26 protein-coding genes are annotated in these 25,254 nt (G+C 75.9%); 17 read left to right on the plus strand and 9 right to left on the minus strand.

Annotated elements, in window-relative coordinates; translation table 11 throughout:
• The first annotated feature begins 54 nt into the window (after window positions 1-54).
• Both ACSUPT_RS16460 and ACSUPT_RS16465 read left to right on the plus strand, forming a co-directional pair.
• A complete protein-coding gene (locus tag ACSUPT_RS16460; RefSeq protein ID WP_436944770.1) occupies window positions 55-573 on the plus strand; it encodes a tyrosinase family oxidase copper chaperone in 519 nt (172 codons plus the stop codon).
• Window positions 557-1,423: a tyrosinase family protein gene (locus ACSUPT_RS16465; protein ID WP_361656123.1), complete on the plus strand. Its 867-nt coding sequence runs from the start codon at window positions 557-559 to the stop codon at window positions 1,421-1,423. The genes ACSUPT_RS16460 and ACSUPT_RS16465 overlap by 17 nt, the downstream gene beginning before the upstream one ends.
• A 102-nt stretch (window positions 1,424-1,525) precedes the next feature.
• Here ACSUPT_RS16465 and ACSUPT_RS16470 read toward each other — a convergent pair whose 3' ends face one another.
• The 4 genes from ACSUPT_RS16470 to ACSUPT_RS16485 form a co-directional block, all read right to left on the minus strand.
• On the minus strand, window positions 1,526-1,810 hold the full coding sequence (locus tag ACSUPT_RS16470; RefSeq protein ID WP_436944771.1) for a chaplin: 285 nt from the start codon (window positions 1,808-1,810) through the stop codon (window positions 1,526-1,528).
• Between the two features lie 346 nt (window positions 1,811-2,156).
• A complete protein-coding gene (locus ACSUPT_RS16475; protein WP_351963974.1) occupies window positions 2,157-2,720 on the minus strand; it encodes a hypothetical protein in 564 nt (187 codons plus the stop codon).
• 314 nt (window positions 2,721-3,034) lie between these two features.
• Window positions 3,035-3,301, minus strand: a complete 267-nt coding sequence (locus ACSUPT_RS16480; RefSeq protein WP_351963975.1) for a hypothetical protein — start codon at window positions 3,299-3,301, stop codon at window positions 3,035-3,037.
• Window positions 3,302-3,562: 261 nt separating this feature from the next.
• Complete coding sequence (locus tag ACSUPT_RS16485) at window positions 3,563-3,802, minus strand: chaplin (protein WP_351963976.1); 240 nt, start codon at window positions 3,800-3,802, stop codon at window positions 3,563-3,565.
• 292 nt (window positions 3,803-4,094) lie between these two features.
• Between ACSUPT_RS16485 and ACSUPT_RS16490 the strand changes: the two genes are divergently transcribed.
• Genes ACSUPT_RS16490 through ACSUPT_RS16530 form a run of 9 tightly spaced genes read left to right on the plus strand, consistent with a single transcriptional unit; the run spans window position 4,095 to window position 14,677 of the window.
• Window positions 4,095-5,249 carry a DUF3344 domain-containing protein gene (locus ACSUPT_RS16490; RefSeq protein WP_436944773.1) on the plus strand — a complete coding sequence of 385 codons (1,155 nt, stop codon included), beginning with the start codon at window positions 4,095-4,097 and terminating at the stop codon, window positions 5,247-5,249.
• A gap of 46 nt (window positions 5,250-5,295) precedes the next feature.
• Window positions 5,296-6,456 carry a glycosyltransferase gene (locus ACSUPT_RS16495; RefSeq protein ID WP_436944774.1) on the plus strand — a complete coding sequence of 387 codons (1,161 nt, stop codon included), beginning with the start codon at window positions 5,296-5,298 and terminating at the stop codon, window positions 6,454-6,456.
• Window positions 6,453-7,940, plus strand: a complete 1,488-nt coding sequence (locus tag ACSUPT_RS16500; RefSeq protein ID WP_436944775.1) for an exopolysaccharide biosynthesis polyprenyl glycosylphosphotransferase — start codon at window positions 6,453-6,455, stop codon at window positions 7,938-7,940. Before ACSUPT_RS16495 ends, ACSUPT_RS16500 begins: the two co-directional genes overlap by 4 nt.
• Complete coding sequence (locus ACSUPT_RS16505; protein WP_436944777.1) at window positions 7,940-9,331, plus strand: O-antigen ligase family protein; 1,392 nt, start codon at window positions 7,940-7,942, stop codon at window positions 9,329-9,331. Before ACSUPT_RS16500 ends, ACSUPT_RS16505 begins: the two co-directional genes overlap by 1 nt.
• On the plus strand, window positions 9,328-11,025 hold the full coding sequence (locus ACSUPT_RS16510; RefSeq protein WP_436944778.1) for a lipid II flippase MurJ: 1,698 nt from the start codon (window positions 9,328-9,330) through the stop codon (window positions 11,023-11,025). Before ACSUPT_RS16505 ends, ACSUPT_RS16510 begins: the two co-directional genes overlap by 4 nt.
• The gene (locus ACSUPT_RS16515; protein ID WP_436944780.1) at window positions 10,961-11,707 is read left to right on the plus strand and encodes a polysaccharide deacetylase family protein; all 747 of its coding nucleotides are present in this window, start codon (window positions 10,961-10,963) and stop codon (window positions 11,705-11,707) included. Before ACSUPT_RS16510 ends, ACSUPT_RS16515 begins: the two co-directional genes overlap by 65 nt.
• Window positions 11,704-12,816, plus strand: coding sequence for a glycosyltransferase (locus tag ACSUPT_RS16520; protein ID WP_361656144.1), 1,113 nt, complete (start codon window positions 11,704-11,706; stop codon window positions 12,814-12,816). Before ACSUPT_RS16515 ends, ACSUPT_RS16520 begins: the two co-directional genes overlap by 4 nt.
• Entirely contained in the window at window positions 12,813-13,523 is a 711-nt protein-coding gene (locus ACSUPT_RS16525) for a lipopolysaccharide biosynthesis protein (protein ID WP_404148897.1), read from the plus strand. Before ACSUPT_RS16520 ends, ACSUPT_RS16525 begins: the two co-directional genes overlap by 4 nt.
• Window positions 13,520-14,677, plus strand: a complete 1,158-nt coding sequence (locus ACSUPT_RS16530; RefSeq protein ID WP_404148900.1) for a GNAT family N-acetyltransferase — start codon at window positions 13,520-13,522, stop codon at window positions 14,675-14,677. The genes ACSUPT_RS16525 and ACSUPT_RS16530 overlap by 4 nt, the downstream gene beginning before the upstream one ends.
• Here ACSUPT_RS16530 and ACSUPT_RS16535 read toward each other — a convergent pair.
• Window positions 14,674-15,969, minus strand: coding sequence for a glycoside hydrolase family 26 protein (locus tag ACSUPT_RS16535; protein ID WP_399219583.1), 1,296 nt, complete (start codon window positions 15,967-15,969; stop codon window positions 14,674-14,676). The genes ACSUPT_RS16530 and ACSUPT_RS16535 overlap by 4 nt on opposite strands.
• 169 nt (window positions 15,970-16,138) lie before the next feature.
• On the opposite strand from ACSUPT_RS16535, the gene ACSUPT_RS16540 reads away from it, so the two are divergent.
• Both ACSUPT_RS16540 and ACSUPT_RS16545 read left to right on the plus strand, forming a co-directional pair.
• A complete protein-coding gene (locus ACSUPT_RS16540) occupies window positions 16,139-17,560 on the plus strand; it encodes an ATP-grasp domain-containing protein (RefSeq protein WP_436944782.1) in 1,422 nt (473 codons plus the stop codon).
• Between the two features lie 17 nt (window positions 17,561-17,577).
• Window positions 17,578-18,876, plus strand: coding sequence for an NAD(P)-binding domain-containing protein (locus ACSUPT_RS16545; protein ID WP_436944783.1), 1,299 nt, complete (start codon window positions 17,578-17,580; stop codon window positions 18,874-18,876).
• Window positions 18,877-18,947: 71 nt separating this feature from the next.
• On the opposite strand, the gene ACSUPT_RS16550 is transcribed toward ACSUPT_RS16545, so the two are convergent.
• From ACSUPT_RS16550 to ACSUPT_RS16565, 4 genes are all read right to left on the minus strand, one after another.
• Window positions 18,948-19,181 carry a chaplin gene (locus ACSUPT_RS16550; protein WP_351963988.1) on the minus strand — a complete coding sequence of 78 codons (234 nt, stop codon included), beginning with the start codon at window positions 19,179-19,181 and terminating at the stop codon, window positions 18,948-18,950.
• Between the two features lie 226 nt (window positions 19,182-19,407).
• Entirely contained in the window at window positions 19,408-19,626 is a 219-nt protein-coding gene (locus ACSUPT_RS16555) for a hypothetical protein (protein WP_351963989.1), read from the minus strand.
• Window positions 19,627-19,726: 100 nt separating this feature from the next.
• Window positions 19,727-21,064 (minus strand): cytochrome P450, encoded by a 1,338-nt coding sequence (locus ACSUPT_RS16560; RefSeq protein ID WP_436944785.1) that lies wholly within the window; start codon window positions 21,062-21,064, stop codon window positions 19,727-19,729.
• A gap of 313 nt (window positions 21,065-21,377) precedes the next feature.
• Window positions 21,378-21,758, minus strand: a complete 381-nt coding sequence (locus tag ACSUPT_RS16565) for a DUF6479 family protein (protein ID WP_351963991.1) — start codon at window positions 21,756-21,758, stop codon at window positions 21,378-21,380.
• 206 nt (window positions 21,759-21,964) lie between these two features.
• Between ACSUPT_RS16565 and ACSUPT_RS16570 the strand changes: the two genes are divergently transcribed.
• The 4 genes from ACSUPT_RS16570 (at window position 21,965) to ACSUPT_RS16585 (ending at window position 25,072) form a co-directional block, all read left to right on the plus strand.
• Complete coding sequence (locus ACSUPT_RS16570; protein WP_351963992.1) at window positions 21,965-22,354, plus strand: rodlin; 390 nt, start codon at window positions 21,965-21,967, stop codon at window positions 22,352-22,354.
• 152 nt (window positions 22,355-22,506) lie between these two features.
• Window positions 22,507-22,896, plus strand: coding sequence for a rodlin (locus tag ACSUPT_RS16575; protein ID WP_351963993.1), 390 nt, complete (start codon window positions 22,507-22,509; stop codon window positions 22,894-22,896).
• A gap of 273 nt (window positions 22,897-23,169) precedes the next feature.
• A complete protein-coding gene (locus tag ACSUPT_RS16580) occupies window positions 23,170-23,703 on the plus strand; it encodes a SigE family RNA polymerase sigma factor (protein ID WP_351963994.1) in 534 nt (177 codons plus the stop codon).
• A gap of 70 nt (window positions 23,704-23,773) precedes the next feature.
• A complete protein-coding gene (locus ACSUPT_RS16585) occupies window positions 23,774-25,072 on the plus strand; it encodes a hypothetical protein (RefSeq protein ID WP_365727867.1) in 1,299 nt (432 codons plus the stop codon).
• Window positions 25,073-25,254 lie beyond the last annotated feature (182 nt).

Genomic DNA, 25,254 nt, shown 5'->3' on the forward strand with positions numbered 1-25,254 from the left:
CCCGCAAGGGGAGGGGAGTCCACCGCCCGCACGACCCGTACGGGAGATCACGTCATGACCGTCACCAGACCGCAGATGCCGCCCACCGGCCGGTACCGCCGCCGGGGCCTGCTCCGCCGCGGTGTGCTGCGCACGCTGTTCACGGCCGCCGTCGCGGCGCTGACCGGCGGCGCGCTCGCCCGCGTCGCCACCGCTCCGCCCGACGGCGCATCCGGGCCCTCGGCGGGCGCCCCCGTCGGCGGTGGGCACCCCCCGGCACCCGGAGGCGGGTCCCACGCGCGCGCGGAGGGGGCGTTCGACGAGATGTACCGGGGGCGGCGCATCAAGGGCCGCCCTGCGGCGGCGTCGGCCGGCGGGTTCGAGGTGCTGGTCGACGGACGGGAGCTGCACCTCATGCGGTGCGCCGACGGCGGCTTTCTGACGCTGGTGAACCACTACGAGGCGTATCCGACGCCGCTCGCCGCGACCCGCGCCGCCGTCGACGAGCTGGGCGGCGCCCGGCTGGCGGCGCACGGCGTGGAGCACGGCTCCGCTGTCCGGCGGGAGGAGGGCCACCGTGGCGTACACGCGTAAGGACCAGCGGGACCTGACGAAGGCGGAGCGGCGGCGGTTCGTCGCCGCCGTGCTGGAGCTGAAGCGCAGCGGCCGGTACGACGAGTACGTCCGCACGCATGTGAAGTACTACAACGCCGACGGGGAGACGGGCCTGCGGACCGCCCATATGGCGCCGTCCTTCCTGCCGTGGCACCGGCAGTACCTGCTGGACTTCGAAAGGGACCTGCGGCAGATCGACCGGACGATCACCGTGCCGTACTGGGACTGGACGCGGGACCGCAGTCCCGCCGGGCCGCTGTGGGGCGAGGACTTCATGGGCGGCAACGGGCGGCGCGGCGACCTGCAGGTGACCACCGGGCCCTTCGCGTACCGCACGGGCAACTGGCCGATCACCGTGGGCGTCACCGAGAACCGCTTCCTGACCCGCGACTTCGGGCACCCCAAGGACCCCGTCGAGCTGCCGACCCGGTCCGAGCTGGCGTGGGCGACGGGGGAGACGGTCTACGACGTGTCGCCCTGGAACTCCACCAGCGGCGGCGGCTTCCGCAACCGCCTGGAGGGCTGGACGCGCGGCACGGGAAGCGCCCGGCTCCGCACCCACAACAAGGTGCACCGCTGGGTGGGCGGCCTGATGCTCGGCGCCGCCTCGGTCAACGATCCGGTGTTCTGGCTGCACCACGCCTTCGTGGACGCGGTCTGGTCCCGCTGGCAGGCCCGCAACCCGAAGGCCCGCTACCTGCCGGCGACGCCCCCGCTGCCCGGCACGGCGCAGTTCGGCCGCGTGGTCTCGCGCGACGAGCCGATGCCGCCGTGGACGGTGACGCCCGCGCAGCTGGAGGACCACGGCCACGTGTACCGGTACGCCTGACCGCCCCGCCCGGGCGAGGCGCCACGCGCGCGTGGAGGGGCGGTACACACGAGAGTGGCCCCCCGGTCGCGGACCGGGGGGCCACCGTCGTGACGGGCGGGGTCAGCTGCCGTAGCCGTGCTCGCCGTGGTGGTCCTTGTGGTCGCCGCCGATGTTGGCGCACGTGTTGCCGAAGGTCGGGTTCAGCAGGCCGACGAGGTTGAGCGTGTTGCCGCAGACGTTGACCGGGATGTGGACCGGGACCTGCAGGATGTTGCCCGAGGCGACACCGGGGGAGTTGGCAGCGACGGCGCCGGCCCCCGCGTCGGCGACGGCGAGGCCGGCCCCGCTCAGGACGACAGCGCTCGTGCCGGCGAGGACGACGGCAGCCTTCGCGATGCGCGACATTGAGGATCTCCTTGTACGTGGAAAACATGACCGCGGACCAGCGGTCGTCACCCGGCTACAACGCCGCTCCTCACGGCCGGTAACGGGTGGACCGCCCCGCTCACACCAAGAGCCCAACGGCCGGGCCCGTCCCTGCGCGCGCGTGGGCGGCAACGAAGAAGCCCGCGGGACCCGCCCGGAGACGACGCTGGATGCGCCGGCGCCGGGCGGGGCACCGCGGGCGGTGACCATGCGACAAGCCGCCGGGTGTAACGAGCGTTCGCGCGGCGGGTGGCGGGAGGAATGCTTTCTTCACTCCCCCTTCACTCCCGCGCGCTCCCGTTCATCCGCGGGGCGGCGGCCCGGCTCAGGAGCCGGACGGGAGGAGGGCCAGCCCGGGGGCGACGACGCCGGACAGGGTCGGGCCGAGGAGCGCCGCCCGGGGGGTGCCGAGATCCGGCAGAGCGGCCAGTACGCCGGTCTCCGGCAGGCCGACGGGGTCACCGAGAGTGGCGCCCGGAGTGCTGGACTCCACGTCGCTGCGGGGCGACGCGAGCATCGCCGTGCCGAGCGGGCGGCCGCCGAGGAGGCCGGGCAGCGGGGCGGTGACGTTCGTCGACGGCAGCACCGCGGTGACGGGCGTGCGCGGCACCAGCACTTCGGGAAGGCCGCCCTCGCCGACGCGGCCGGCGCCCTCCGGCATGCCGGGCGCCGCGGCGGGCACGCCGGTGGTGACGGTGGGCGCCTCCAGGGGCAGCACCTGGCTCAGCGGGCTCAGCGGGACCTCCAGGGGCACGTCGGACGCCGCGGTGGGCTCCGGGGCCGCAGGGCGTGCCTGCGAGGCCGTGGCGGGGGCGGCGAGGGCCGTGGCCGCCGCCGAAGCGAGGCAGGCGGCCAGGAGCGCCGTACCGGCCGGGGACTTCACGTTCATGTCTGCGTACGCCTTCCCGGGCATGTGGACTGGGGCGACCGGCGGTGCCGTTCGCTGCCCCGATGAACGAGCGGCGCGGGCGGACGACGCGGAACTCACCCGATCGCGGGAGGCGCACACGGACTGGAGCGCGCCGGGGGCGGGGCACACGACGGCGGGGCGGCCGGGTGCGGGGGCGCGGACGGTGAGGGGTGGGACGGAGGCGGAGGGGCCCGCGGCACCACGAGGGCCGTCGCGGGTGTGGTGCCGGGCCGTCATACTGCGAGGCGGGGCGGGACCCGATCCGGTCCCGCCCCGCCTCCGTGCGTGCGGCTTCAGCCGCCGAGCGGCAGTCCGCCCAGCAGCGGCTTGGCCTTCTGGGTCGCGCCGAGGCCGGTCTTCGCGACCTTGCCGACCAGCTTGTTGTCGGTGATCTCGCCGATGCGGTCGGCGGGAACCGCCTCGGGCAGGCCCCGCTTGCCCAGCGTGTCGACCGCTCCGTTGAGGCTGGAGGGGGTGAGGGTGTCGGCGAAGGCCGGTGCCGCCACGCCCATCGCCATCACAGAGCCGGCGAGGACCGCGGCAACCTTCGTGGGCTTCATCGGGGGAGTCCTTCCTGGAAAGGGCATCGTGCGGAACCACACGCTTCCCGGCCCGGTGCTCGACCGGCCGGGCGGCGGGTGTCTGCCCTCTGTAACGAGCCCCGCGTGCGCGGGAAACCCCGTCCCGCCGGATTTCCCGCCACGGCACCCGAACGAGGCGCGGTGGTCCGATCGTCGGACCAGTGCGACAAAACGACGGCGCCACGCCCGGGGGGAGGCCCGGGGCGCGGCGCCGTCGCGTGGGGGAGGACCGGCGAGGCGTCAGTCGTTGATGCAGACGTTGCCGAAGGCCGGGTTCAGCAGGCCGATGATGTCGATGGTGTTGCCGCACAGGTTGATCGGGATGTGGACCGGGACCTGCACGACGTTGCCGGAGAGAACGCCCGGGGAGCCAACGGCAGCGCCGTGCGCGCCGGCGTCGGCGTTCGCGACGCCGGCGGCGCCCGCCACGGACGCGGCTACGGCGGTGGTCAGGACGGCAGCCTTCGCGATACGGGACATGGTGGAGCACTCCTAGGTGTCAGGTGGGGCGTTGCGGCCGGGTGAGGCCGACTGCAACAAGAACGCGTGAGGTCCTCGCTGGTTGCGCTACCGAACGGGTGAACCGCGTGGCGTCGAGCTGCCAACGCCCGGTGTGGTGGCCCGTGGTGGGGGCGGCGCGGCTCTACGCGCGTGATGCGCCACGAATGTCCATAATGCTTCGAATTTGACGTATCTGGTTATAACGTGCACTTGTTGTGCCGGTACATCCCGGTAGGAGCCGTTTCGTCACTCCTCAATGCGGAGAACCCCTATGCGGATTCCTGTGGTTCCAGCCGTGCGGCGCGGGCTCGTCTGCGTCCTGTCCTGCGCCGCCGTCTCAGCCGCGCTTCCCGCCTCCGCAGCACCCCAGGTGAAGGAGCGGCCGCGCATCCCGTTCACCGAGCGCTACCACGCCGTCCAGCGCGGCGGCCTGGTCCGCGCCGCCAACTCGGCCGTCACCTGCCGCCGTTCCGCGGCGAACGCCCGCACGGCGGCCGTCTCGTGCCTCTCCGCGCGAGCGGGGCGGGGCGCGGCGGCCAACCACCAGTACGAGATGTTCTACACGGACGTGGACGACGACCCGAACACGTTCAACTCCAGCCGCGCCGAACTGGCCCTCCCCAAGGACGCCCGCGTCACCTACGCCCGGCTGTACTGGGGCGGCAATCTCCGCGTCGGCGAGCAGAAGCCGCCGAAGGACAACGGGCGCGTCCTCATCGCCGAACCGGGCGGCGCCTACAAGGAGGTGCTCGCCGACTCCGTCGTCGGGCACCGCACGGCGAACGGCGCCGACGCCTTCCACGCCACCGCCGACGTCACCAAGCTCGTCGCGAGCAGCGGGCCCGGCATGTACACCGTCGCCCAGATCAACGTCGCCATGGGCCGCAGCGCCGTCGGCGCCTGGGGCGGCTGGACGCTGGTCGTCGCGTACGCGCGCAAGGGCGCCCCGCTGCGCCACCTCTCCCTCTGGGACGGTTTCGAGACCCTCGCCGAGGGGCGCCGCTCGTTCCGCGTCGAGCTCGGCAGGAAGCGCGTCCCCGTCGGCGGGTCCGGACGGCTGGGACTGGTCACGTACGACGGCGACCGGGGCATCACCGGGGACTCCGTCGCCTTCGAGCCCCACCCCCGCCGCAGTGTGCCGCTCAGCGCGTCGGCGAGCGACGGCGGTTCCGACAACAGCAGTCCCACCGGCGGCGGTTCCGCGGCCGGCGGCGGCGACGCCTTCGACTCGACCATCACGGACCCCGGCGCGGCGCGGCACCTCCGCGAACCGGCCCACAGCAACACCCTCGGATACGACTCCGACGTCATCGACCTTTCCCCGGCCCTGCTGCACGGCGCGAGCGACACCGCCGTACGCCTCGGCGCGGCGCGCGACTACCTGTGGATCGGCGCCCTGTTCCTGGAGGCCGACGCCCGCGGCTGACCGGCACCCGACCACCCCGCCACCGCTTCGTCAGAAAGGGGCACGCGTGCGTCCTCCCCTCACCGCACTGCATGTCGTCCAGCCGGGGGACGGCGGGGTGGCCCGGGTGGTCACCGATGTGGTCGGCGCCCATGTGGCGCAGGGCATGCGTGTTGCCGTCGCCTGCCCGCCCGGTACGCCGCTGGCCGCCGCCGTCCGCGCCCGGGGCGCCGAGGTGCACCCGTGGGACGCCCGCCGCGAACCGGGCCGGGACGTCCTCGCGGAGAGCCGCGCCGTCGCCGAACTCGTCGCCCTCGTACGCCCCCATCTGGTCCACGCGCACAGCGCCAAGGCCGGGCTCGCCGCGCGCCTCGCGGTCCGCGGCGCCGTCCCCACCGTCTACCAGCCGCACGCCTGGTCGTTCGAGGCCGTGGAGGGGTCCACCGCGGTCCTGGCGCGCCGCTGGGAGCGGTGGGCGGCCCGCTGGACCGACCGGGTCATCTGCGTCAGCGAGGCCGAACGCCGGCGCGGCGAGGAGGCCGGTGTGCGCGCCTCCTGGACGGTCGTTCACAACGGCGTCGACACCGGCCGGTTCGGCCCGTACCCGGCCGCCGCCGAGCGGACCGCCGCCCGCGCCCGGCTCCTCGCCGGGACGCCCGCCGCCGCGCCCGTCGTCGTGTGCGTGGGCAGGCTCTGCCGGCAGAAGGGCCAGGACCTGCTGCTGCGCGCCTGGGGCACCGTCCACGCGCGCGTGCCGGACGCGCGGCTCATCCTCGTCGGCGACGGCCCCGCCGCCGCTCGACTCCGCGCCGCGGCGCACCCGTCGGTCGTCCTCGCCGGGGCCGTCGCCGACCCGCTGCCCTGGTACCGGGCCGCCGACCTCGCCGTCCTGCCGTCCCGCTGGGAGGGCATGGCCCTCGCGCCCCTGGAGGCCATGGCGGCCGGGCGGCCGGTCCTCCTCACCGACGTGGACGGCGCCCGCGAGAGCCTGCCGCCCGGGCACGCCGCGCACTGCCTCGTACCCCCCGGTGACCCCGACGCGCTGGCCGAGGCGCTCGTCCGGCTCCTGCGGCGGCCCATCCTCCGGCAGACCCTGGGCCGCCAGGCGCACCAGCACGTCCACGCCCGCTTCGACGTACGCCACGCGGGCGCCGCCATCGCCGACGTGTACCGCGAGGTGGCCGGAGCCCCGCGCCACCGCCCGCTCAGAGAGCCGATCGCCCAGTGACCACGGAAAGCACCAGCACGTCCGGACCCCACACCGCCCGCCCGGCCGCCCTCGCCCCGCAGCGGGGCGGCGCCGCGCGGACCGCCGCACCGCGCACCCGGGCCGCCGCCCGCGCGCCGTTCGCCGCCTCGCTGGTCGCCGCGGACTGCGTCGCCGTACTGCCCGCCGCTGCCGCCCTCGCCCCCGGGCAGCGGTCCGCCGAGCTGCTGCTCCAGCTGACCGCCGCAGCCGTCGCCCTCCACGCGCGCGCCGGGCTCTACCGGCCCGCTGCGCTCGGCGCCGTACGCGCCGGGGCGTATCCGAACCTTCTGGACGAGCTGCCCGCCGTCGCCGCCCGCCTGGCGTTCCTGTGGTGCGCCGCCGCAGCGCTGCTCGCCGCCCGTTCGCCGGACCTCGCCCTCGCGCCCGGCGCGCTCGCCGCCGCGTACGCCCTGCACCTCTCGGCGACGCTGGTCCTCCGCGGCGCCGTCCACCGGCGCCGCCGCCGCGCCGCGCGTGACGAGCCGCGCGCCGCGCTCGTCGTCGGGCCCGCGCCCGCGGCGCAGCGCCTCGCCGCGCTGCTGCACCAGCACCCGGAGTACGGCGTCCGCCCGGTCGGGCTCGTCACCCCGGCCGAGCGGGACATCCCGCAGCCCGCCGGCGCGGCGCCGCCGGGGCCCGCGCTGCCGGTGCTCGGCTCGCCCGAGGACATCCAGCGGGCGGTCATCCAGAATGGCGTCCAGGACGCGCTGCTGGCGGCCGCGGAGGACGGCGCGCCCCGGCCCGACCACACCGCCCTGCTGCGCCGGCACGGCTGCGCGCTGTGGCTCGTCGGCGCCCCCGCCCGGGCGGGAGCCGGCCAGGCGCCGATGGGGCGGCACCTGTGGGGCTACGAGTTCCGGCTCCTGGAGCCGCCCGAAGCGCGGCCCGGCAGATCGGCGAAGCGGGCCCTCGACATCGTCGGCGCGGGGGTGCTGCTGCTGGCCGCCGCGCCCGTACTGCTGCTGTGCGCCGCCGCCGTGCGGCTCGCCGACGGGCCGGGCGTCCTGTTCCGGCAGGAGCGGGTCGGGGAGAACGGGCGGCTGTTCACGCTGCTGAAGTTCCGCACGCTGCGCCCCGAGGACGAGCGGGAGGCCGCGACCCGCTGGAGCGTCGCCCACGACGAACGGCTGAGCGCGGTCGGGTCGTTCCTGCGCCGCACCTCCCTGGACGAGCTGCCGCAGCTGTGGAACGTCCTGCGCGGCGACATGAGCCTCGTCGGTCCGCGCCCCGAACGGCCCTACTTCGTCGAGCGGTTCAGCCTCCTGCACGCCGACTACGCGGCACGCCACCGCATGCCCGCCGGGCTGACCGGGCTGGCGCAGGTGCACGGGCTGCGCGGGGACACCTCCATCGAGGACCGCTGCCGCTTCGACAACCACTACATCGACCACTGGACCCTCTGGCAGGACGTGCGGATCCTGCTGCGCACCGCCGCCACGCTGATCCGTCCGGCGGGCAGCTGATGGCCGTACCCGCCGCGCCCGCCGCGCCCGCCGCGCCCGCCGCCCCTGCCACCGCCGTCCGCCGGCCGCGCGTCCCCGAGGCGTGGGCCGCCGCAGCGGCAGGCCGGGCGCACCTCCTGCCGCTGCTCGCCGTCGTGGCGCTCCTCGCCGTGCCGCCGGGCGGCGGCCCCGGCTCCGGCGGCGCCACCGTCGCGGACGCCGCGTCCGGGCTGCTGGTCGTGTGGTGCCTCGTACGCCTCGCCCGCGCGCGCGTGCGGCCCCTGTCCCGCCTGGCGGCGGTGGTCATCGGCCTGCCGGTGGCCGGGCTCTGCGCCGCCGCCGCCACCGCGCACGACCCGGCCGCCGCCCTCCCGGGCCTCGTCCGCCACCTGCAGGTCTTCGTCCTGGTCCCGGCCGCCGTCGTGCTGACCGTGCGCGACCGGCGGGACCTCGCCGTCGTCGCCTGGGCGCTCATCGGCCTCGCCCTCGTCCAGGGCGGCGTCGGCGTCGTCCAGTACGCCACGGGGACGGGCGCCTCCTACCAGGGCGAGGACATCCGGGCGGTCGGCACGTTCGGTCCGACCGACGTGATGGGCATGGCGACCGTCGTCGCGTACGGGATCGTCGCCGCCGTCGGGCTCGCACTCGGAGCGCCCGCCCGCAGCCGCGCCCGCACCGCCGCGCTCGTGTGCGCGGCGCTCCTGGCCGTGCCGCTGGTGCTGTCGTTCAGCCGGGGCGCGTGGATCGCCACGCTGCTGGCCTGCGCGGCGCAGCTCGTGGTGACGGGCCCGCTGCGCGCCCTCAAGGCGGCCCTCGCGGCGGGCGCCCTGGCCGTCGTCCTCGTCGGCGGCCTGGGCGTCGGCTCCGCCGTGGTCCAGGAACGGGTCGCCAGCATCACGCAGGTCACCGCCGCGCCCGACCGGTCGGTGACCGACCGGTACACGATGTGGGCCGCCGCGGCGGGGATGTGGCGCGACGAACCGCTGACCGGCGTCGGACTGAAGGGCTTCCCGGCGTACCGGGACAGCCACGCGTCGCTCGCCCTGTCGTCCGCCGGCGACACCGCGGGCGCGGGCATGGCGTTCCGGCGGCAGCCGCTGCTGTCGCCGCACAACATGTACCTGCTGGTCCTCGCGGAACAGGGCCTGCTCGGACTGCTGGCCCTCGCGGGCGGCTGGCTGGCGCTGCTGCTGTGCGGCTGCCGCCGCCTGCGCGCCGCGCGCCGCGACGGCCGGCCGCTGGACGCCGCGCTCGTCGCGCTGGGGCTGCTGGGATGGCAGCTGACGGACTTCCTGTACGCCGACATCGGCGGCCCCTCCACGGTCCTCACCGCCGTCGTGCTGGGCGTCGCCGCCTGGTGGGCGCTCGCGGGCCGCGACGCCCCCGCCGGGGCGCCGGGGGTCCGGGCGTGAGCCGGGGCGCCGCCGCGCCGGTGGAGGACAAGCGGCGCGGCGGAACGGCGTGGGCGCCGTCCAACCGGTTCCTCGCCCGCGCCGCGCTGCTGACGGCCGCGCTCACCGCCGCGGGCGCCCTCCTGGGCCTGCTGCGCGACCAGCTGCTGGCGCACACCTTCGGCGCGGGGCCCGACACCGACGCGTTCCTCGTCGCCTGGACGGTGCCCGAGTTCGCGTCCACGCTGCTCATCGAGGACGCGATGGCGCTGGTCCTCGTCCCCGCCTTCAGCCGGGCCCTCGCCCTGCGCGCCGAGGCGGCGGCGGGCCCCGACCCGGTGCTGGGCCTCGTACGGTCCACGCTGCCCCGCACCGCCGCCGTCACCGCCGCGGCGGCCGCGCTCGTCGCCGCCGCCGCGCCCCTCCTCGTACCGCTGCTCGCGCCCGGCCTGCCGGAGCAGCGGCTCGCGGTGGACTGCACGCGGCTCACCGCCACCTGCGTCCTGTCGTTCGCGCTCGCCGGGTACTTCAGCGCCGCGCTGCGGGCCCACGGCCGCTACCTCGCGCCGGCCGCCATCTACGTCGCCTACAACACCGGCATCATCACCGCGGTCGTCCTCCTCGGCCCCGCGTGGGGCGTGCGGGCGGCCGCCGCGGGCGTCGCGGCGGGCGGGGCGCTGATGGCGCTCGTCCAGGCCCCCTCGCTCCTGCGGCGGCTGCGCCGGCGCCACGCCTCCCGCGCCGCGCGCCCGGCCGGGCCCGCGGCGGCCACGGGCGTCGTCCTCGCGCTCGTCGCACCCGTCATCGTCTTCGCCGTGGGCCGCCAGTCGCAGGTCCTCGTCGAGCGGTTCCTCGCCGCGCCGCTGCCCGGCGGGGCGATCTCGCACCTCAACTACGCCCAGAAGGTCGCCCAGCTGCCGATGGTGCTGTCGCTGATGCTGTGCACCGTCAGCTTCCCCGTCATCGCGCGGGCCGTCGCCGCGGGCGACCGGGACGCCGCCCGCCGCCGCGCGGAACGGGATCTGCTGCTCGCCGGAGTCGTCGTCCTCGTCGGCGCCGCCACCGTGATCGCCGCCGCCCCGCAGATCGTCGGACTCCTCTTCCAGCGCGGCGCGTTCGACGCCGCCGACACCGAGGCCACCGCGTCCGTCATGCGCGTGTACGCCGTCGGGCTGCTCGGGCACGCCCTGGTCAGCGCGCTCGGCAGGTGCTACTTCTCCGCCTCCCGCCCGCTGTGGTTCCCCGCCGCGGCCATGGGCGCCGGTGTCGCCGCGAACGCCGCGCTGGGCGCCCTGTGGGTGGGCCCCTGGGGCTCCGCCGGGATCGCCCTCGCCAATGCCGCCGGGATCACCCTCACCGCCGCACTGCTGCTCGCCGGAACCGGCCGCCAGCAGGTGCCGCTCTCCGCCCGCACCATCGCCTCCGGCCTCGCCCGGCTCACCGCCGCTGCCGCCGCCGCGACCGCCGCCGGCCGGCTGTGCGCCGCCCAGGCCGCCCACCCGCTGCTCGGCACCGCCCTCGCCGCGGCCGCCGTCACCGCCGTCTTCGTCCTCGCCGCACACGCGCTGCGGGCGCCCCTCGTGCCCCACCTCACCCGCGTGGCGCTGCGCACCGCCCTCCCGCGCCGCCCCCTCCCGCGAAAGCCCCGCCATGCTCCGACGCACCCCGCCCCCCTGGATCGCGATGTACCACTCCGTCGACACCGACAGGGATGACCCGTACCGCGTCACCGTCACCCCCGGCCGGCTCGACGCCCAGCTGCGCTGGCTGCGCGCGCGAGGGCTGCGCGGCGTCGCCGTGCGGGAACTCCTCGCCGCCCGCGCGCGCGGCACCGCCGCCGGCCTCGTCGGGCTGACCTTCGACGACGGGTACGCCGACTTCCTCCACCACGCCGTCCCGCTGCTGCGCCGCCACGGCTGCACCGCCACCGTCTTCGCCCTGCCCGGCCGGCTCGGCGGCGACAACGCCTGGGACCCGCTGGGCCCCCGCAAACCGCTGCTCACCGCCGAAGGGCTCCGCCGCTGCGCCGAAGCCGGGATGGAGGTCGCCTCGCACGGACTGCGGCACATCCCCCTGCCGCCCGCCGACGACGCGACGCTCCACGGTGAACTGCGCGGCAGCCGCGACCTGCTGCACGCCCTGACCGGCGAGCCGCCCGCCGGCTTCTGCTACCCGTACGGGCACGTCGACGCGCGCGTGGTGGCCGCCGCGCGGGACGCCGGGTACGCGTACGCCTGCGCCATCGACCCCGGCCCGCTGAGCGGCGTCCACGCCCTGCCGCGCGTCCACGTCGGGCAGCGCGACACGGCTCTGCGGCTCCACGCCAAGCGGCGCCTGCACGCCCTGCGCCGCCGCACCCCCGCCGACCTGCCCGCGGCACAGGCGTACGCGTCATGAGGGTCCTGCACGTCATCACCGGGCTCGGCATCGGCGGCGCCGAGCAGCAACTGCGGCTCCTGCTGCGCCACCTGCCGGTCCGCAGCGCCGTCGTCACCCTCACCAACCCAGGACCCGTCGCCGAGGCCCTGCGCGCCGACGGCGTCCCCGTCACCCACCTCGGCATGCGCGGCAACCGCGACCTGACCGCCCTGCCCCGCCTCGCGCGGCTCATCCGCCGCGGCCGGTACGACATCGTCCACACCCACCTGTACCGCGCCTGCGTGTACGGCAGGATCGCCGCCCGCATCGCCGGGGTCCGGCACGTCGTGGCGACCGAGCACTCGCTGGGCGCCGCCCAGATCGAGGGCCGCCCCCTCACCGCCGGGGCGCGCGCCCTGTACCTGGCGACGGAACGCCTCGGCAGCGCCACCGTCGCCGTCTCGGACACGGTCGCCCACCGCCTGACCGACTGGGGCGTGCGCCCGCACCGGATCAGCGTCGTCCCCAACGGCATCGACGCGGCCGGCCTCGCCCACGACCGGGTCGCGCGGAGCACGGCGCGCCGGCGGCTCGGCATCCCCGCCGACGCCTACGTGGTCGGCGGCGTCGGCCGGCTGGTGCCCGGCAAGCGGTTCGGCACGCTCGTCCGCGCCCTCGCAGAGCTGCCGCCGGACGTACGGCTCCTCCTCGTCGGCGAAGGCCCCGAGCTGCCGCGGCTGCGGCGCCTCGCCGCGGCGGAGGGCGTGGACGGCCGCGTCGTGTGGGCGGGCGCCGTGACGCGCGGCCTTCCCGCCCTGCTGTCCGCGATGGACGTGTTCGTGTCCCCGTCCGCCGACGAGGCGTTCGGGCTCGCCGTCGTCGAGGCGCTGGCCGCCGGGCTGCCCGTCCGCTACGTCGCCTGCCCCGCCCTGGACGACCTGCCGCCGCAGGACGCTCCCGCGGCGCGGCGGATCGGCGGCACCGTCGCCGACGTGGCGTCGGCGGTGCGCGAGACGCGCGCCCACCACGCGGCGGGCCACAGCAGATGGCCGGTGCCTCCGGCGGCGCACCGCTACGACATCGCGCGCAGCGCGCGGCAGCTGACGACCCTCTACCGGACCCTCTACCGAGGAGCGAGTGACCGATGACCCCGCGATTCCTTCCGCTGCGGCGCCTGCCCGCCGGGCTCGCCCGACGTGTCGCCCACGTGAGGCGCCCCGGCCGCGCCTGGACGGTCCCGGCGGCCGCTCTGGCCGGCGCCCTCGCCGGCGGCCTCTACGGGCTGCTGAGCCCGCCCGAGTACGCCGCGACCAGCTATGTCGTGGTCGTCCCCGAGGAGGGCTCCGACCCGGCGGGGGCGATGGGCCTGGCGCAGGCGTACGGGCGGGTCGCCACGGACGTCGCCCTCGCCGGGGACGCCGCCGTGTGGGCCCGCGTGTCGCCCGCGGCGCTCAAGGCGGGGGTGTCGGCCGCGACCTCCCCGGACGCGCCGATGATCTCCATCACGGCCCGCTCCGGTCGCCCCGCCACGGCCGCCGCCATGGCGGACGGCGTGGCCCGCGCCCTGGTGCAGAAGGGCACCCACGCGGAGGACAGCACCCATGTGAGGGTCGTGCAGTTCTCCCGCGCGACGACACCGACGAGCCCCACGTCGCCGTCGGCTCCGCTGGCGGCGCTGGTGGGCGCGGCCGGGGGCGGCCTGCTGGGCGGGCTCGCCCTGCTGGTCCGGCCCAAGCACCCCACCGCCGAGACGGCCCGCGGCGCGGCGGACGAGCCGTCGGGCGCCGCCGCGGGACGGGGCGCCGCCGTACCCGGGCCCGCTGTCGGGGACGCGGCGCAGACGGAGGCCGTATGAGCGGCCTCGGCACCCGCGCCAGGACCGCCGGCGCCCGAAGGTCCGGCGGCCTCGCCGTCACCGTCTGCCGGGACGAGCCGCAGTTCGCCGCGCTCGCCGCCGACTGGGCGGATCTGTACGGGCGCTGCGCCTCCGTCACCCCGTTCCAGACCCACGCCTGGCTGCACTCCTGGTGGCTGTCGTACGGCAGCCCCGACCGCCTGCGCCTGGTCCTCGTACGCCGGGCGGGCGACGGCCGGCTCGTCGCCGCCGCCCCGCTGTGGCGCACCCACGCGCGCGTGCCCACCCTGGAGTTCCTCGGCGGAGCCCTGACCGACTACGGCGACGTGCTCGCCGACGACGGCTGCCCCGAGGCGGTGCCCGCCCTCGCGGAGGCCCTCGCCCGGCTCGCCCGCGGCGCCGTGCTCGACCTGCGGGAGATCCGCCGCGGCGCCGCCGCCGAGCGGCTCCTCGCCTTCTGGACGGGCCCACGCACGCGCCTGCCGGACTCGCTGTGCCTGGAACTGCCGTCCGTGCCCGTCGAGGAGCTCGTACGGCGGCTGCCCGCCGCGCGGGCGCAGCGGGCCAGGGCGAAGCTCCGCAGAATCGACCGGGAGGGCGTCGAGGCCAGGCAGGTCCCCGCCGACGAGGTGCCCCGCGCGCTGCGGCGCCTCCTCGACCTGCACCGCCGCCAGTGGGCCGGGCGCGGGGTGACGGCGGAGCACCTCACCGACCGGTTCGCCGAGCACCTCGGCAGGGCCGTGCGGGCGATGGCGGACAGCGGGCACGCGCGCGTGACGGAGTTCCTGATCGACGGCGAGGCGGTGGCGGCGGACCTGACGCTGCTGTCGCCCCGCCTGTCGGGCGGCTACCTCTACGGCGCCGACCCGCTGCTGCGGTCGCTCAAGGTCGACATGGCGGCGCTGCTGCTGCGCAACGGCGCGCGGATCGCCGGGGAGGCCGGCTGCGGGACGCTGAGCCTGCTGCGCGGCGACGAGCCGTACAAGCACCACTGGCGCCCGCACGCCGCCCGGAACCAGCGTCTGCTGCTGGCGAGCCGCCGTACGGCCCCGCTGCTGTGGCTGCGGGCGGCGTACGCGGGCGGGCGGCGGTGGGCGGCGGACCGGTTGCGCGACCGGCCCTGGGCCAGGCGGCTGCGGCGCGGGACCCCCTAACCGCCGGGCCGCGTCCCGGTACCGGCCTCCTGCTGCCCGGGTCCGGTGCCCGGCTCTCCGGTACCGGCCTCCTGCTGCCCGGGTCCGGTGCCCTGCTGCGGCTCGCCGACCGCGGGGGGCTGTCCGGCTACGGGCGGCTCGCCGGCCACGGGAGGCTGCGGCGCCGTACCGGGCTCGCCCGGCTGCTCCGGTCCGGGCGGCGCACCCGGGTCCGACGGGACGGGCGCGCCCGGGTCCGTCGGGGCGGGAGTGCCGGTCGGGGTGCCGGTCGGGGCGGGGGCCGGCGGGACCAGACCGTACAGCGACGACCGGAACACGTCCGACGACCTCGGATTGCTCCGGCACTGCCACACGCCGTGCGGGCAGTAGTCGCTGATCGAGTGGTACAGCGGTTTGTGCTCCTTCACCCATTCGAGCATCCGCCGCATGTACTCGGGATTGTCGCCGTTTCGGAACAGGCCCCACTCGGGATAGGAGATAGGCTTTCCGCGGGCGGCGGCGAATTCCACATGGTCGCGCAGTCCGTACGGTTCGTTCGCCTGCTCGTCGAATGTCCGGCCCGGCGGCTGGTCGTAGGAATCCATTCCCACGATGTCCACGACGTCGTCACCCGGATAGCACTCGGTCCACGGAATGGCGTCCCGGCCCCGATTGGGCGCGAAGTCGAACCGGAATTTCTGGCCGGGCACCTCACGCATGGTGGTGACGATGCGTTTCCAGTACCTCTTCCACGCCTCCGGGTCCGGTCCGCACCGGTGGGTGTACGTCGATCCGTTCATCTCCCAGCCGAGCACGAGGACCGTGTCCGGCACGCCCAGCCCGACCAGCCGCTCCGCCAGCGCCCGGAAGTGCTGGTCGAACCGCCCCTCGGCGCCCGCCCGCAGCATCCGCGCGACCAGGAAGTCCGGCAGCCGGCTCTCGTTGAGCTCCAGCATCGGCACGTTGAGGACGAACATCCGGTCCGCGCGCTCCTGCCGCCACCTGGCCCAGTCCTCCAGGAAGCCGACCTGCCCGGCGATGTTCGACCAGCGGTCGCCCGGCAGGTAGGTGTGGCCGACCCGCAATTCGGTGCCGCCCAGCCAGGACTGGAGTTCCGCCATGCGCTGGATTCCGGCCGGCCCGTAGTGCAGATAGGCGCCGAGCGCCGTCTCGCCGGTCGCCACCGGGTCGGGGCCGTCCCGGAAACCGATGGCGCGCGCGGCCTGCGCCGTCAGTACGGAACCCGAGATCAGCAGGCCGGCCGCACACGCCCCCAGCCAGGCTTTCGTCCGCTTTCCGTACCGCATCGCCATCGCCACTCCTCCGTCGCCCGCCGCGTCGCACCACGCCGTCCGGCAATCGTCATCGAGTCGTCTTGACTGAACGTATTCCTTGACCGGCGGGCGGGAACCCGTCCCGGCTTTTCCCTAGCCCATCAGTGAAATTCATCGCCCAATCGGGGCATCGAGACGAGGACATGCCGTGCCGCTTTTTGACACCCGCGTCGCCGCAGTGCTGCTGCGGCTCGACCGGAACCCGTTCCACCACGGCACGCTCGGCGCCGCCCGCTCCCTCGGCCGCGCGGGCGTCCCCGTCCATGTCGTGGCGGGGGACCCGGCGGAGCCCGTGGCCCGCTCCCGGTACGTACGGCGGTGCCACGCGCGGCCCGCCGGCGAGGGCCTCGCCGCCGTCCGCGAGGCCCTGGTAGGGGTCGCCGGCGCGCTCGGCGGCGAACCCGCCGTCTTGCTGCCCCTCGACGACGCGACCGCCGTCGCCCTCGACGAGCTGCGCCGCGAACCGGGCGGCCCCGCCCGCCGGTTCCTGCTGCCCGATCAGCCGCCGGGGCTCGCCGCGCTCGTCGCCGACAAGGCCGCGCTCGCCGCCACCTGCCGCCGCCTCGGCGTCCCCCATCCGCGCACCCTCGTCCCCGCCGACGCCGACGAGGCCGCCTCCATGGCCGCCGACCTGGGCCTGCCCGTCGTCGCCAAGTGGAGCCGCCCCTGGCTGCTGCCGCCCGGCACCGGACTGCGCAGCACCGTCCTCGCCCGCTCCGTCCGGCAGGTACGGGACCTCTACGCGCGCGTGGCGCAGGCCGGCAGTCCGCTGCTGCTCCAGCGGTACCTGCCCGCCAGCAGGGACGGCGACTGGTTCTTCCACGCGTACTGCGACAGCGCCGGGGCTTGCGGGGTCGCGGCGACCGGCCGCAAGGTCCGCTCCTGGCCGGACGGCGCGGGACTGACCGCCGTCGGGGCGTGGGCGCCGAACCCGGACGTCGAGCGGCCGGCCAGGGACCTGGTGGCCGCGCTCGGCTACCGGGGCATCGCCGACCTGGACTTCCGCCGCGACCCGGAGACCGGCACGTACCACCTGCTGGACTTCAACCCCCGGCCCGGCGCCCAGTTCCGGCTGTTCGCCGATCCGTGGGGCCTCGACGTGGTGCGCGCGCTGCACCTGGACCTGACGGGCCGCGCGGTGCCCGACCTCGTGCGCTCGTACGGGCGCCGTTTCGCCGTGGAGAACTACGCCGCGCTCTCCCTGCTGGCCTCGCCCCGTCCCCGCACCCGCCGCCACGGGGCGTCAGGCGTCCTGGAGACGGCCTGGTACGCGGCGGACGACCCCGCGCCCGCCTTCGCCATGGCGCGCGCCTGGGCGGGCCACCTGGCGCGCCGCGCCTGGACGGCCCCGCAGCGCGCCTGGCGGTCCCAGGAGGGGGCCCGCACCCCGATCCCCGCCCAGCCCGCGATCCGCACGGCGGAGTCCCGCCGCGACCCCGCGCCGGGCCGCCACCACGACGCCCAGGCCCCGGCGGCGGGCCACCGCCGCCCCGGGCTCCCCCCGCACGCGGCGCGTCCGCCGGGCCCCGCGAGCCCGCAGAACCCCTCCGCTCCCACCCCCCGACGATGACGAAAGCGGTGCGATCGATGCACGACGACGATCTGCTGATCGTGGGCGCCGGCCCGTACGGACTGTCGGTGGCCGCCCACGCGGCGGCGCGCGGCCTCCGGGTGCGCGTCCACGGGCGGCTGATGAGCTCCTGGCACGACATGCCGCCCGGCATGCTCCTGAAGTCCGAGCCGTGGGCGTCCGACCTGTCCGACCCGACCGGCGCGTACCGCCTGACCGCGTACGCCGCCACGCGCGGGGTGCGCGCCGAGCACGGCGTACCGCTGCCGGTGGCGTTCTTCACCGCGTACGGCGAGTGGTTCGCGCGGCATGCCGTGCCCGCCGTCGACCCGCGCGCCGTCACCGCCGTCCGCCCCCGGCCCGACGGCGGCTTCGCCGTCACGACCGAGGACGGCGAGACGACCGGCGCCCGTACGGTCGCGCTCGCGCTGGGCGTCATGCCGTTCACCGACGTACCGGCGGTGCTGCGGCCCCTGATGCCGGGTCTGGTGACCCACAGCAGCGACCACACGGACCTGACGGCCTTCGCGGGCAGGGACGTGACCGTGCTGGGCGCCGGCCAGGCCGCCCTGGAGACGGCGGTGCTGCTCACCGAGTTCGGCGCCCGCGCGCGCGTGGTGGCCCGCTCCCGGCACCTCGTGTGGAACACCGTTCCGCCGTCCCTGCGCCGCGACCCCTGGGAGGCCGCCCGCGCCCCGCACACCGGGCTCGGCTGCGGCTGGCGGAACCTGCTGTACGCCCGTACGCCGGGCCTCTTCCGGCGCCTGCCCGACACGACCCGCGAGCGCGTCTTCGACACCGCCCTGGGCCCGGCCGGCGCCTGGTGGCTGCGGCCGCGCTTCGAGGCCGTGGCGGATGTGCGGCTCGGCAAGACCGTGGTGGCGGCCGCACCGGCCGGGGACCGCGTACGGCTCACCCTCGCCGACACCGGCGGGCCCGGCGCGGCGGCGACGGAGGTGGAGACCGACCACGTCATCGCGGCCACCGGGTTCAGACCGCGCCTCGACCGCGTGGACGTGCTGCCGCGGGACGTCCGTGCCGCGCTGCGCACGGTGGGCGCGAGCGGCGCCCCCGAGGTGAGCGGCCGCTTCGAGTCGTCCCACCCCGGCCTGTTCCTCGCCGGGCTGCTGACGGCCCCGTCGTACGGCCCGGCGATGCGCTTCGTGTACGGCGCCTCCTACACCGCGCAGCGGCTCGTCCGGGGCGTGGAGCGGCGGCTCGGCGCCGCCCGGCGGCCGGCGGCGGTGCCGGGCGCCCGTACCCGCGCCGCCGACCGGACCGGCACCCGCGCCGAGGGCGTGCGCGCCCCCGGCTGACCGGTCAGGACAGCGGAAAGCCGGCCCCGAAGACGCTCCGGGGCCGGCTTTCGCTGTGCGGTGCCGCTGCGTCAGTCGTTGATGCAGACGTTGCCGAACGCCGGGTTCAGCAGACCGATGATGTTCACGGTGTTGCCGCAGATGTTGATCGGGATGTGGATCGGCACCTGGACGACGTTGCCGGACAGGACGCCCGGGGAACCCACCGCCGCACCGCTGGCGCCCGCGTCGGCGAGCGCCGGAGCAGCGGCACCCACGGCGAGGAACATACCGGCGACCGCCACGACGGCCTTCTTGCACTTCATTTATTCGGCTCCCTTTCCGCGGCGGAGACATGCCACGGATTTCGTGACCCACGGGCCCGCGGGCCCGGCTGCCGCCGCAAACAACCACAACGAATAGGGCACCGAAAGGACACCGGCGAAACAGCGGCCGCACGCGATTCACTCGAACGCCAACCGGCTTTTCTCCCAAGGGAGTAGAGGCGCCGCGCGAACACCCCATCAGGCACGGGCGCTCGCTGACGGGTGATCAGCGTCCCGGCCACGCCGGGCGGCCGACGAGGAGCTCCCACTCGTGGTCCCGCGCCCCCGGCACCACGCGGCCCTTGGAGCGCCACTCCCTGGCGAGCGCCGCGAACAGCGGTGCCGCGTCGGCGCCCATGTGCCGGGCCGGGGCGGCGGCGCCCGCGTGGCCGGGGCGCGGCGGGGCGAGAGGCACGCGCTCCCACTTTCCGGTGCCTGAGGTCATGACAACCCTTCCGTTCACAGCGCGTGTCGGGGCCATCGCATCATGTCACAGCGGTTCGGCGTGCACCGGAACTCCCGGTAACCCGCCGCAGCGACGCAGGTCAGCGGTTCGGCAGGACCGCGAACCGCAGCCCGAAGTGGTCGAGCGTGCGCGGCAGCGGCCGGTCGGGACGCAGCCGCCCGGGGCGGTCCGGCAGGTAGGCGTGCCGCTCCGCCAGCGCGGCGAGCAGCGTCGACGTCAGGAAGAGCACCAGGTCCTCGCCCGGACAGGCGCCGGGGCCCGCGCTGAACGGGAACAGGCCGGCGGTGTCCTGCGCGGTCCCGTCGAGCCAGATCTCGGGCGTGAACCGGTCGGCGTACGGCAGCGCGTCGTCGCGGTGGAACAGCGGCGCGTAGATCAGGAACTCGGTGCCCGCCGGGAGGGTGCCGCCGCCCCATTCGGTGTCCGTCACGGCCTCGCGCAGCAGGAACGGCGTGGTCGGCCACAGCCGCACCGATTCCAGGACGCACGCGCGCGTGTAGGGCATCGGACGGGGCTCGGTCAGGTCGGTGACGGCCATCTCGTCGCGCACCTGCCGGTCCTGCTGCGAGTGGGTCGCCAGCAGAGCCAGGGTGCGGAACGCGGCGATGCCGGCCGCGTCGAACGCGAACAGCCAGTGCGGCACCTGGCCGGCCGGGTCGAGGTCCGGCGGCGCGGGGGCCGCGTTCAGCGCGGCGGCGAGGGAGCCCGGCTCGGCGCGTCCGACGTGTGCGCGCAGCCGCTGCTCGAAGCGCTCCCGCAGACCGCTGCGGCGCGGTGCGGCGACGGACCAGTTGGCGGCGGCCCGCAGGCGGCCGAGCATGGCCGTGAGCGCCGTGTCGTCGCGCGCGGCCTCGCCGAGGACGATCCGCCGTACGGTGCGGTCCCACGCGGCGGCGAAGTCGTCCCAGCCGAGCTCGCCCGCGTCCGCGGCGACGTCCCGCAGCAGCAGCCCGGCCTCCTCGCGCACCACACGCACCAGGCGCGGGGCGAGGCTGTGCAGCTGGTTGCCGGTCTCCAGGACGGATTCGTTGAGCGCCCGCCGCGCGGTCCGCTCGGGCCCCCGCGAGATCAGCACGCCATGGGGCTGGAACTGCTCCAGCGCGGCCCGCTTCTCGCGGGTGGCGGGCGTGTACGGGTCGGGGGTGCCGTCCAGGACGCGCACGGCGTCCTCGGGGCGGAGCACCAGCGCGAAGTGGCGGCCGGCCACGTCGGCGCGGAGGGGGCCTGGGCCGTAGCGGCGCCGCAGCTCGGCCAGCAGGCCGATGGCCCGGCGGTCCGCCGCGTACCGCTCGGCCAGTGCCATCCCGCCGCGGCGGCGCAGGATCACGCCCGCGGCGAGGGTGGGTGCGACGACCACGGCGGCGACGCGGGCCGCGTCTCGTGCGGAGACCCGCGTGGGCCCCGTCGTCTCCATCATCACCATGCCCCCTCGGGTGCCCTGGTTCCCCCCGCCCATGCGCGCCCGCGGCGGGCCCGCGAGGGCCGTTGCGGCGCCCGCGCCCTCCGGGCCGGCGCCGCGACGGCGAGAGGCCCCCGACGGGGCCTCGGAGGGCCGTCGGGGGCCGGTGTCTTCCCGTGCGGGCGTGTCCCGCCGCGTGGCCGCGGGCTCAGGTCCACGTCCGGCGCAGAACCTGCCGGATGCCGGGGCGGGCGTGTCCGCGCGGCCCGCGGTGGTGCGGGCAGGGCGGGAGCGTCCGCCCGCGCGGCCCGCGGGGGTACGGGACGGGTGGTCAGCCGCCCGTGGTGGGGCCGCCGCTGCCGAAGCCGCCGCTGGGCGCCCCGCGCCACTTCCGGTCGTCGTCCGACATGGGGGAGGTGTCCGGCTCGGTGTTCTCGTGCCGCAGCTCGTACGGCATCAGCCGCCGCTCACCCTTTGGCACCTCGGCGGGCCTGCGGTGGCCTTCCACCTCGCCCGGAAGCCCGGCGTCCGGCGGGCGGTGCGGCTGCTCGTCCGGGGTCGGCGGTGCGGGCTCCTTGGTCCAGATCCGACGGCCCAGCCAGAACGCGCCGATGAGGAAGCCGACGAGGAGGATGCCGGCCACCAGCGGCCCGATCCCGACGACGTGATCTTTCGCGGCGAATTCCGCGCTGTGCGTGATGAGAGCGTTCATAAAATATGAGTACCCCGGCGATGGCGAACCATCCACGCGTATACGCGACGCCCGGGGAGCCCGCCTTCCCGGCCCTATCGTCATTCAAATTCTGGACCTTTATTCGTCGATTGAGCCCTTCGGGTGACCTGGCGCAACCTAAACAGCGCCGCACTGTTGGGCAGGGCGACCCGAGACCGGGTCTCTCGACGAGAAGGATCACTTAAATGATCAAGAAGGCTCTGGCTACGGCCGGCGTCGCCGCGGCCGTCCTCGGCGCCGGCGCGCCGATGGCCGCCGCCGTCGGCGACCACGGCGTGGAGACGCAGAACGGCAACTTCGCCACGCAGTCCTACGGCAACACCTACACGGGCGGGTACATGAGCCCGCAGATCGGGCTGATCCAGGGCTCGTTCAACAAGCCGTGCCTGGGTCTGCCGGTCCAGGCCGACGTCCAGAACGTCGTGGGCCTGCTGAACATCGGCGTCCAGGACATCCTGAACGACACGCAGAACCAGCAGTGCGCCGAGAACTCCACCGCGGTCAAGGGCGACAGCGCCCTGTCGCACATCCTGGAGAACGTCCTCTCCGAGAACGGCGCCATCGCCGTCGACTGACGACGGGCCGCGGCCGGTCCGCGCGGGCGAAACGTCCCGCGGGCCGCGCCTCCCGTGGCCGTGCGGCCACTGCTCCACCTTTCGACCATGCGCCCACCAGGGGTGCGGCAGGACGACCCGGACGCCGGGTCTCTCGACGAGAAGGATCAACCATGATCAAGAAGGTTCTGGCTGGCGCCGGTATCGCCGCGGCCGTCCTGGGTGCGGGTGCCCCGATGGCCGCCGCCGTGGGCGACCACAACGTGGAGACGCAGAACGGCAACTTCTCCAAGCAGGCCTACGGCAACACCGTCACGGGCGGCCACATGAGCCCGCAGATGGGCCTCATCCAGGGCACGCTGAACAAGCCGTGCCTCGGTGTGCCGATCCAGGCCGACGTCCAGAACGTCGTGGGCCTGATCAACATCGGTGTCCAGGACCTGCTGAACGACACGCAGAACCAGCAGTGCGTGGAGAACTCCACCGCGGTCAAGGGCGACGCCGCCCTGTCGCACATCCTGGAGAACGTCATCTCCGAGAACGGTGCCGCCGCCATCGGCTGACGCCTCATGTGACCGGTGAGTGTCCGGGCGGGCCCCGCATCCGTAGCCACGGAAGCGGGGCCCGCCCGCGTGCGTGGCGCTCCCGGCGCGCCATGTACGCCCAGGAGGCCGGTCACGCGCACGCGGGCGGCCGGTCCATACGTGTGGAGCGCCCCTCCGGTCGCCGCGCGTCTGCGCCCGCCCCTGCCGAAACGATTCCGTACGAGGGTGAAACATTCCCCCGTGTCCACCGCGTCAGTGGGGTGACGACGACAGCGGTGCGAAGGGGAGGGCATGAGACGGTCCCGTACGGACGAGTTCCTGGAGTTCGCCGCCGGGCGGTCCGGGCATCTGTTCCGCTCGGCCTGCCTGCTCACCAGCGGGGACACCCACCTCGCCGAGGACCTGGTGCAGGAGACGCTGGGCCGGATGTACGCCCTGTGGGGGCGCACCGGCCTGATCGGCCGCGCCGCGCGGATCGACAACCCGGCCGCGTACGCCCAGACCGTCCTCGTACGGGCCTTCCTCAGCCACCGGCGGCGCCGCTCCGCCGACGAGCGCCCGCTCGGAGAACTGCCCGACAGCGCGCACACCCGCACGGCCGGGGACGACCCGGCGCTCCGGGTCGCGCTGCTGGACGCCCTCGCCGAGCTGGCACCCAAGGACCGGGCGGTCGTCGTGCTGCGGTACTGGGAGGACCGCAGCATCGAGGAGACCGCCCGCGCCATGCAGGTCAGCTCCGCCGCCGTCCGCACACGGTCCGTACGCGCCCTGGCCCGGCTCAGGGAACGGCTCGGCGGCGGCATCGCCGAGTACGCCGCCCGCTGACCCGTACACGCCCGTCGACCGGTTCACCCACCACCTCGCACCCCTTCGGACAGGAGTCGGTGATTCACGCATGCCCGCAGACGAGAACGACACGAACTTCGAGCACGACCTCTCCTTCGCCCTGCGCCGCGCGGGTGACGGCTTCACCGCCGACGACCGGGACGACCTGGTCGCCGGCGGGCTGGCGCGCGGCCGCCGGCGGGTCGTGCGCCGCCGGGCCGGCGCGGTCACCGGCAGCGTCCTGGCCCTCGCCCTCGCCGGTGTCGGCGGCGCGTACGCGACGGGCGCGCTCGGCGGCGGGGACCGGCAGGCATCGGTGGCGGCGGCGCCGCGGCCCGTCCTGGGCAACCCCGAGGCGCCCCCCGTGGACGCGGACGTCCTCCTGGAGACGTTCCGCCGGGTCCTCCCGCAGGACGGGCGGCTGACCGACACCGTGGCGCGGGGCACCCACGACGAGCCGGGGCCCATGGTGAGCGGCGTCTACGACGACGGCGGGGGCAAGGCCGCCGTGGGGATCGGCTTCTTCCAGGCGCCCCCCGGTGAGAACGGCTTCTCCGAGTGCCCCGACAAGGTCTTCACCGCGTACGACGCCTGCACCGCCGAGGACGTGCCCGGTGGCCGGCTCGTGGTCTTCCAGGGGTACGAGTACCCGGACCGGCGTGTGGACACGAAGCACTGGCGGGCCACCCTCCAGACCGAGGACGGCCTGATCGTCGACCTCGGCACCTGGAACGCGCCCACCCAGAAGGACTCCGCCGTCTCCCGTACCGACCCGCCCTTCGGTCCCGCCGAGATGAAGCGCATCGTCACCCACACGGCGTGGGCGCCCGTCCTGCAGGCCCTGCGCGCCCCGGCGGCCACGCCGTCGCCCGGTGCGTCCGTCCCGGCGAAGCCCGCCAAGCCCGTGAGGCCGGACCCCGGCGGTGCCGCACAGAGCGCCTTCAACGGCGCCGCCGTGCGGCCCACGCTGCTGTCGCTGCTGCCCGAGGAGCTGTCGGTGTCCGCCAAGGGCGGGGAGGACGGGTACGGGTACGCCGTCGTCGACGACGGCAAGGGCAAGAGCCTCATCCAGGTCAACGCCCAGCCCGACATGACGGATGTCGAGGGTGAGCTGTTCCCCGACGGCACGTACGAGGCGCTGCCGGACGGCACCAAGGTCGTCGTACGGCAGCAGCCCGGCGAGAAGGGCGGCGAGGGCGTCGTCATGTGGACGGTCGACACGATCCGCCCCGGCGGCTACCGGGTCGTCGTGTCCGCGTTCAACACCGGGGCGCAGCACGAACCGGCCACGCGCGCGGAGCCGGCGTTCTCCATCGACCAGCTGAGGGAGATCGCCACCAGCGAGCGGTGGCTCAGGCTCAAGAAGTAGCGCCCGGCGCGGACCCGGCGGCGGTGCACCCCTGCGGCGAATCGGGGGCCGACAGTGGTGCACCCCGCATGGGCCCGCCGTCGCTCCGGCCGCCGCACGGCCTCCGCAGGCCGCCGCACGGCGTTCGCAGGCCGGGGCGCGGCCTTCACCGGCCGCCGCACCGCGTTCGTCGGCCGGTCCGT

This window comes from Streptomyces sp. SudanB25_2051 (assembly GCF_964272635.1).
Lineage (GTDB): Bacteria > Actinomycetota > Actinomycetes > Streptomycetales > Streptomycetaceae > Streptomyces.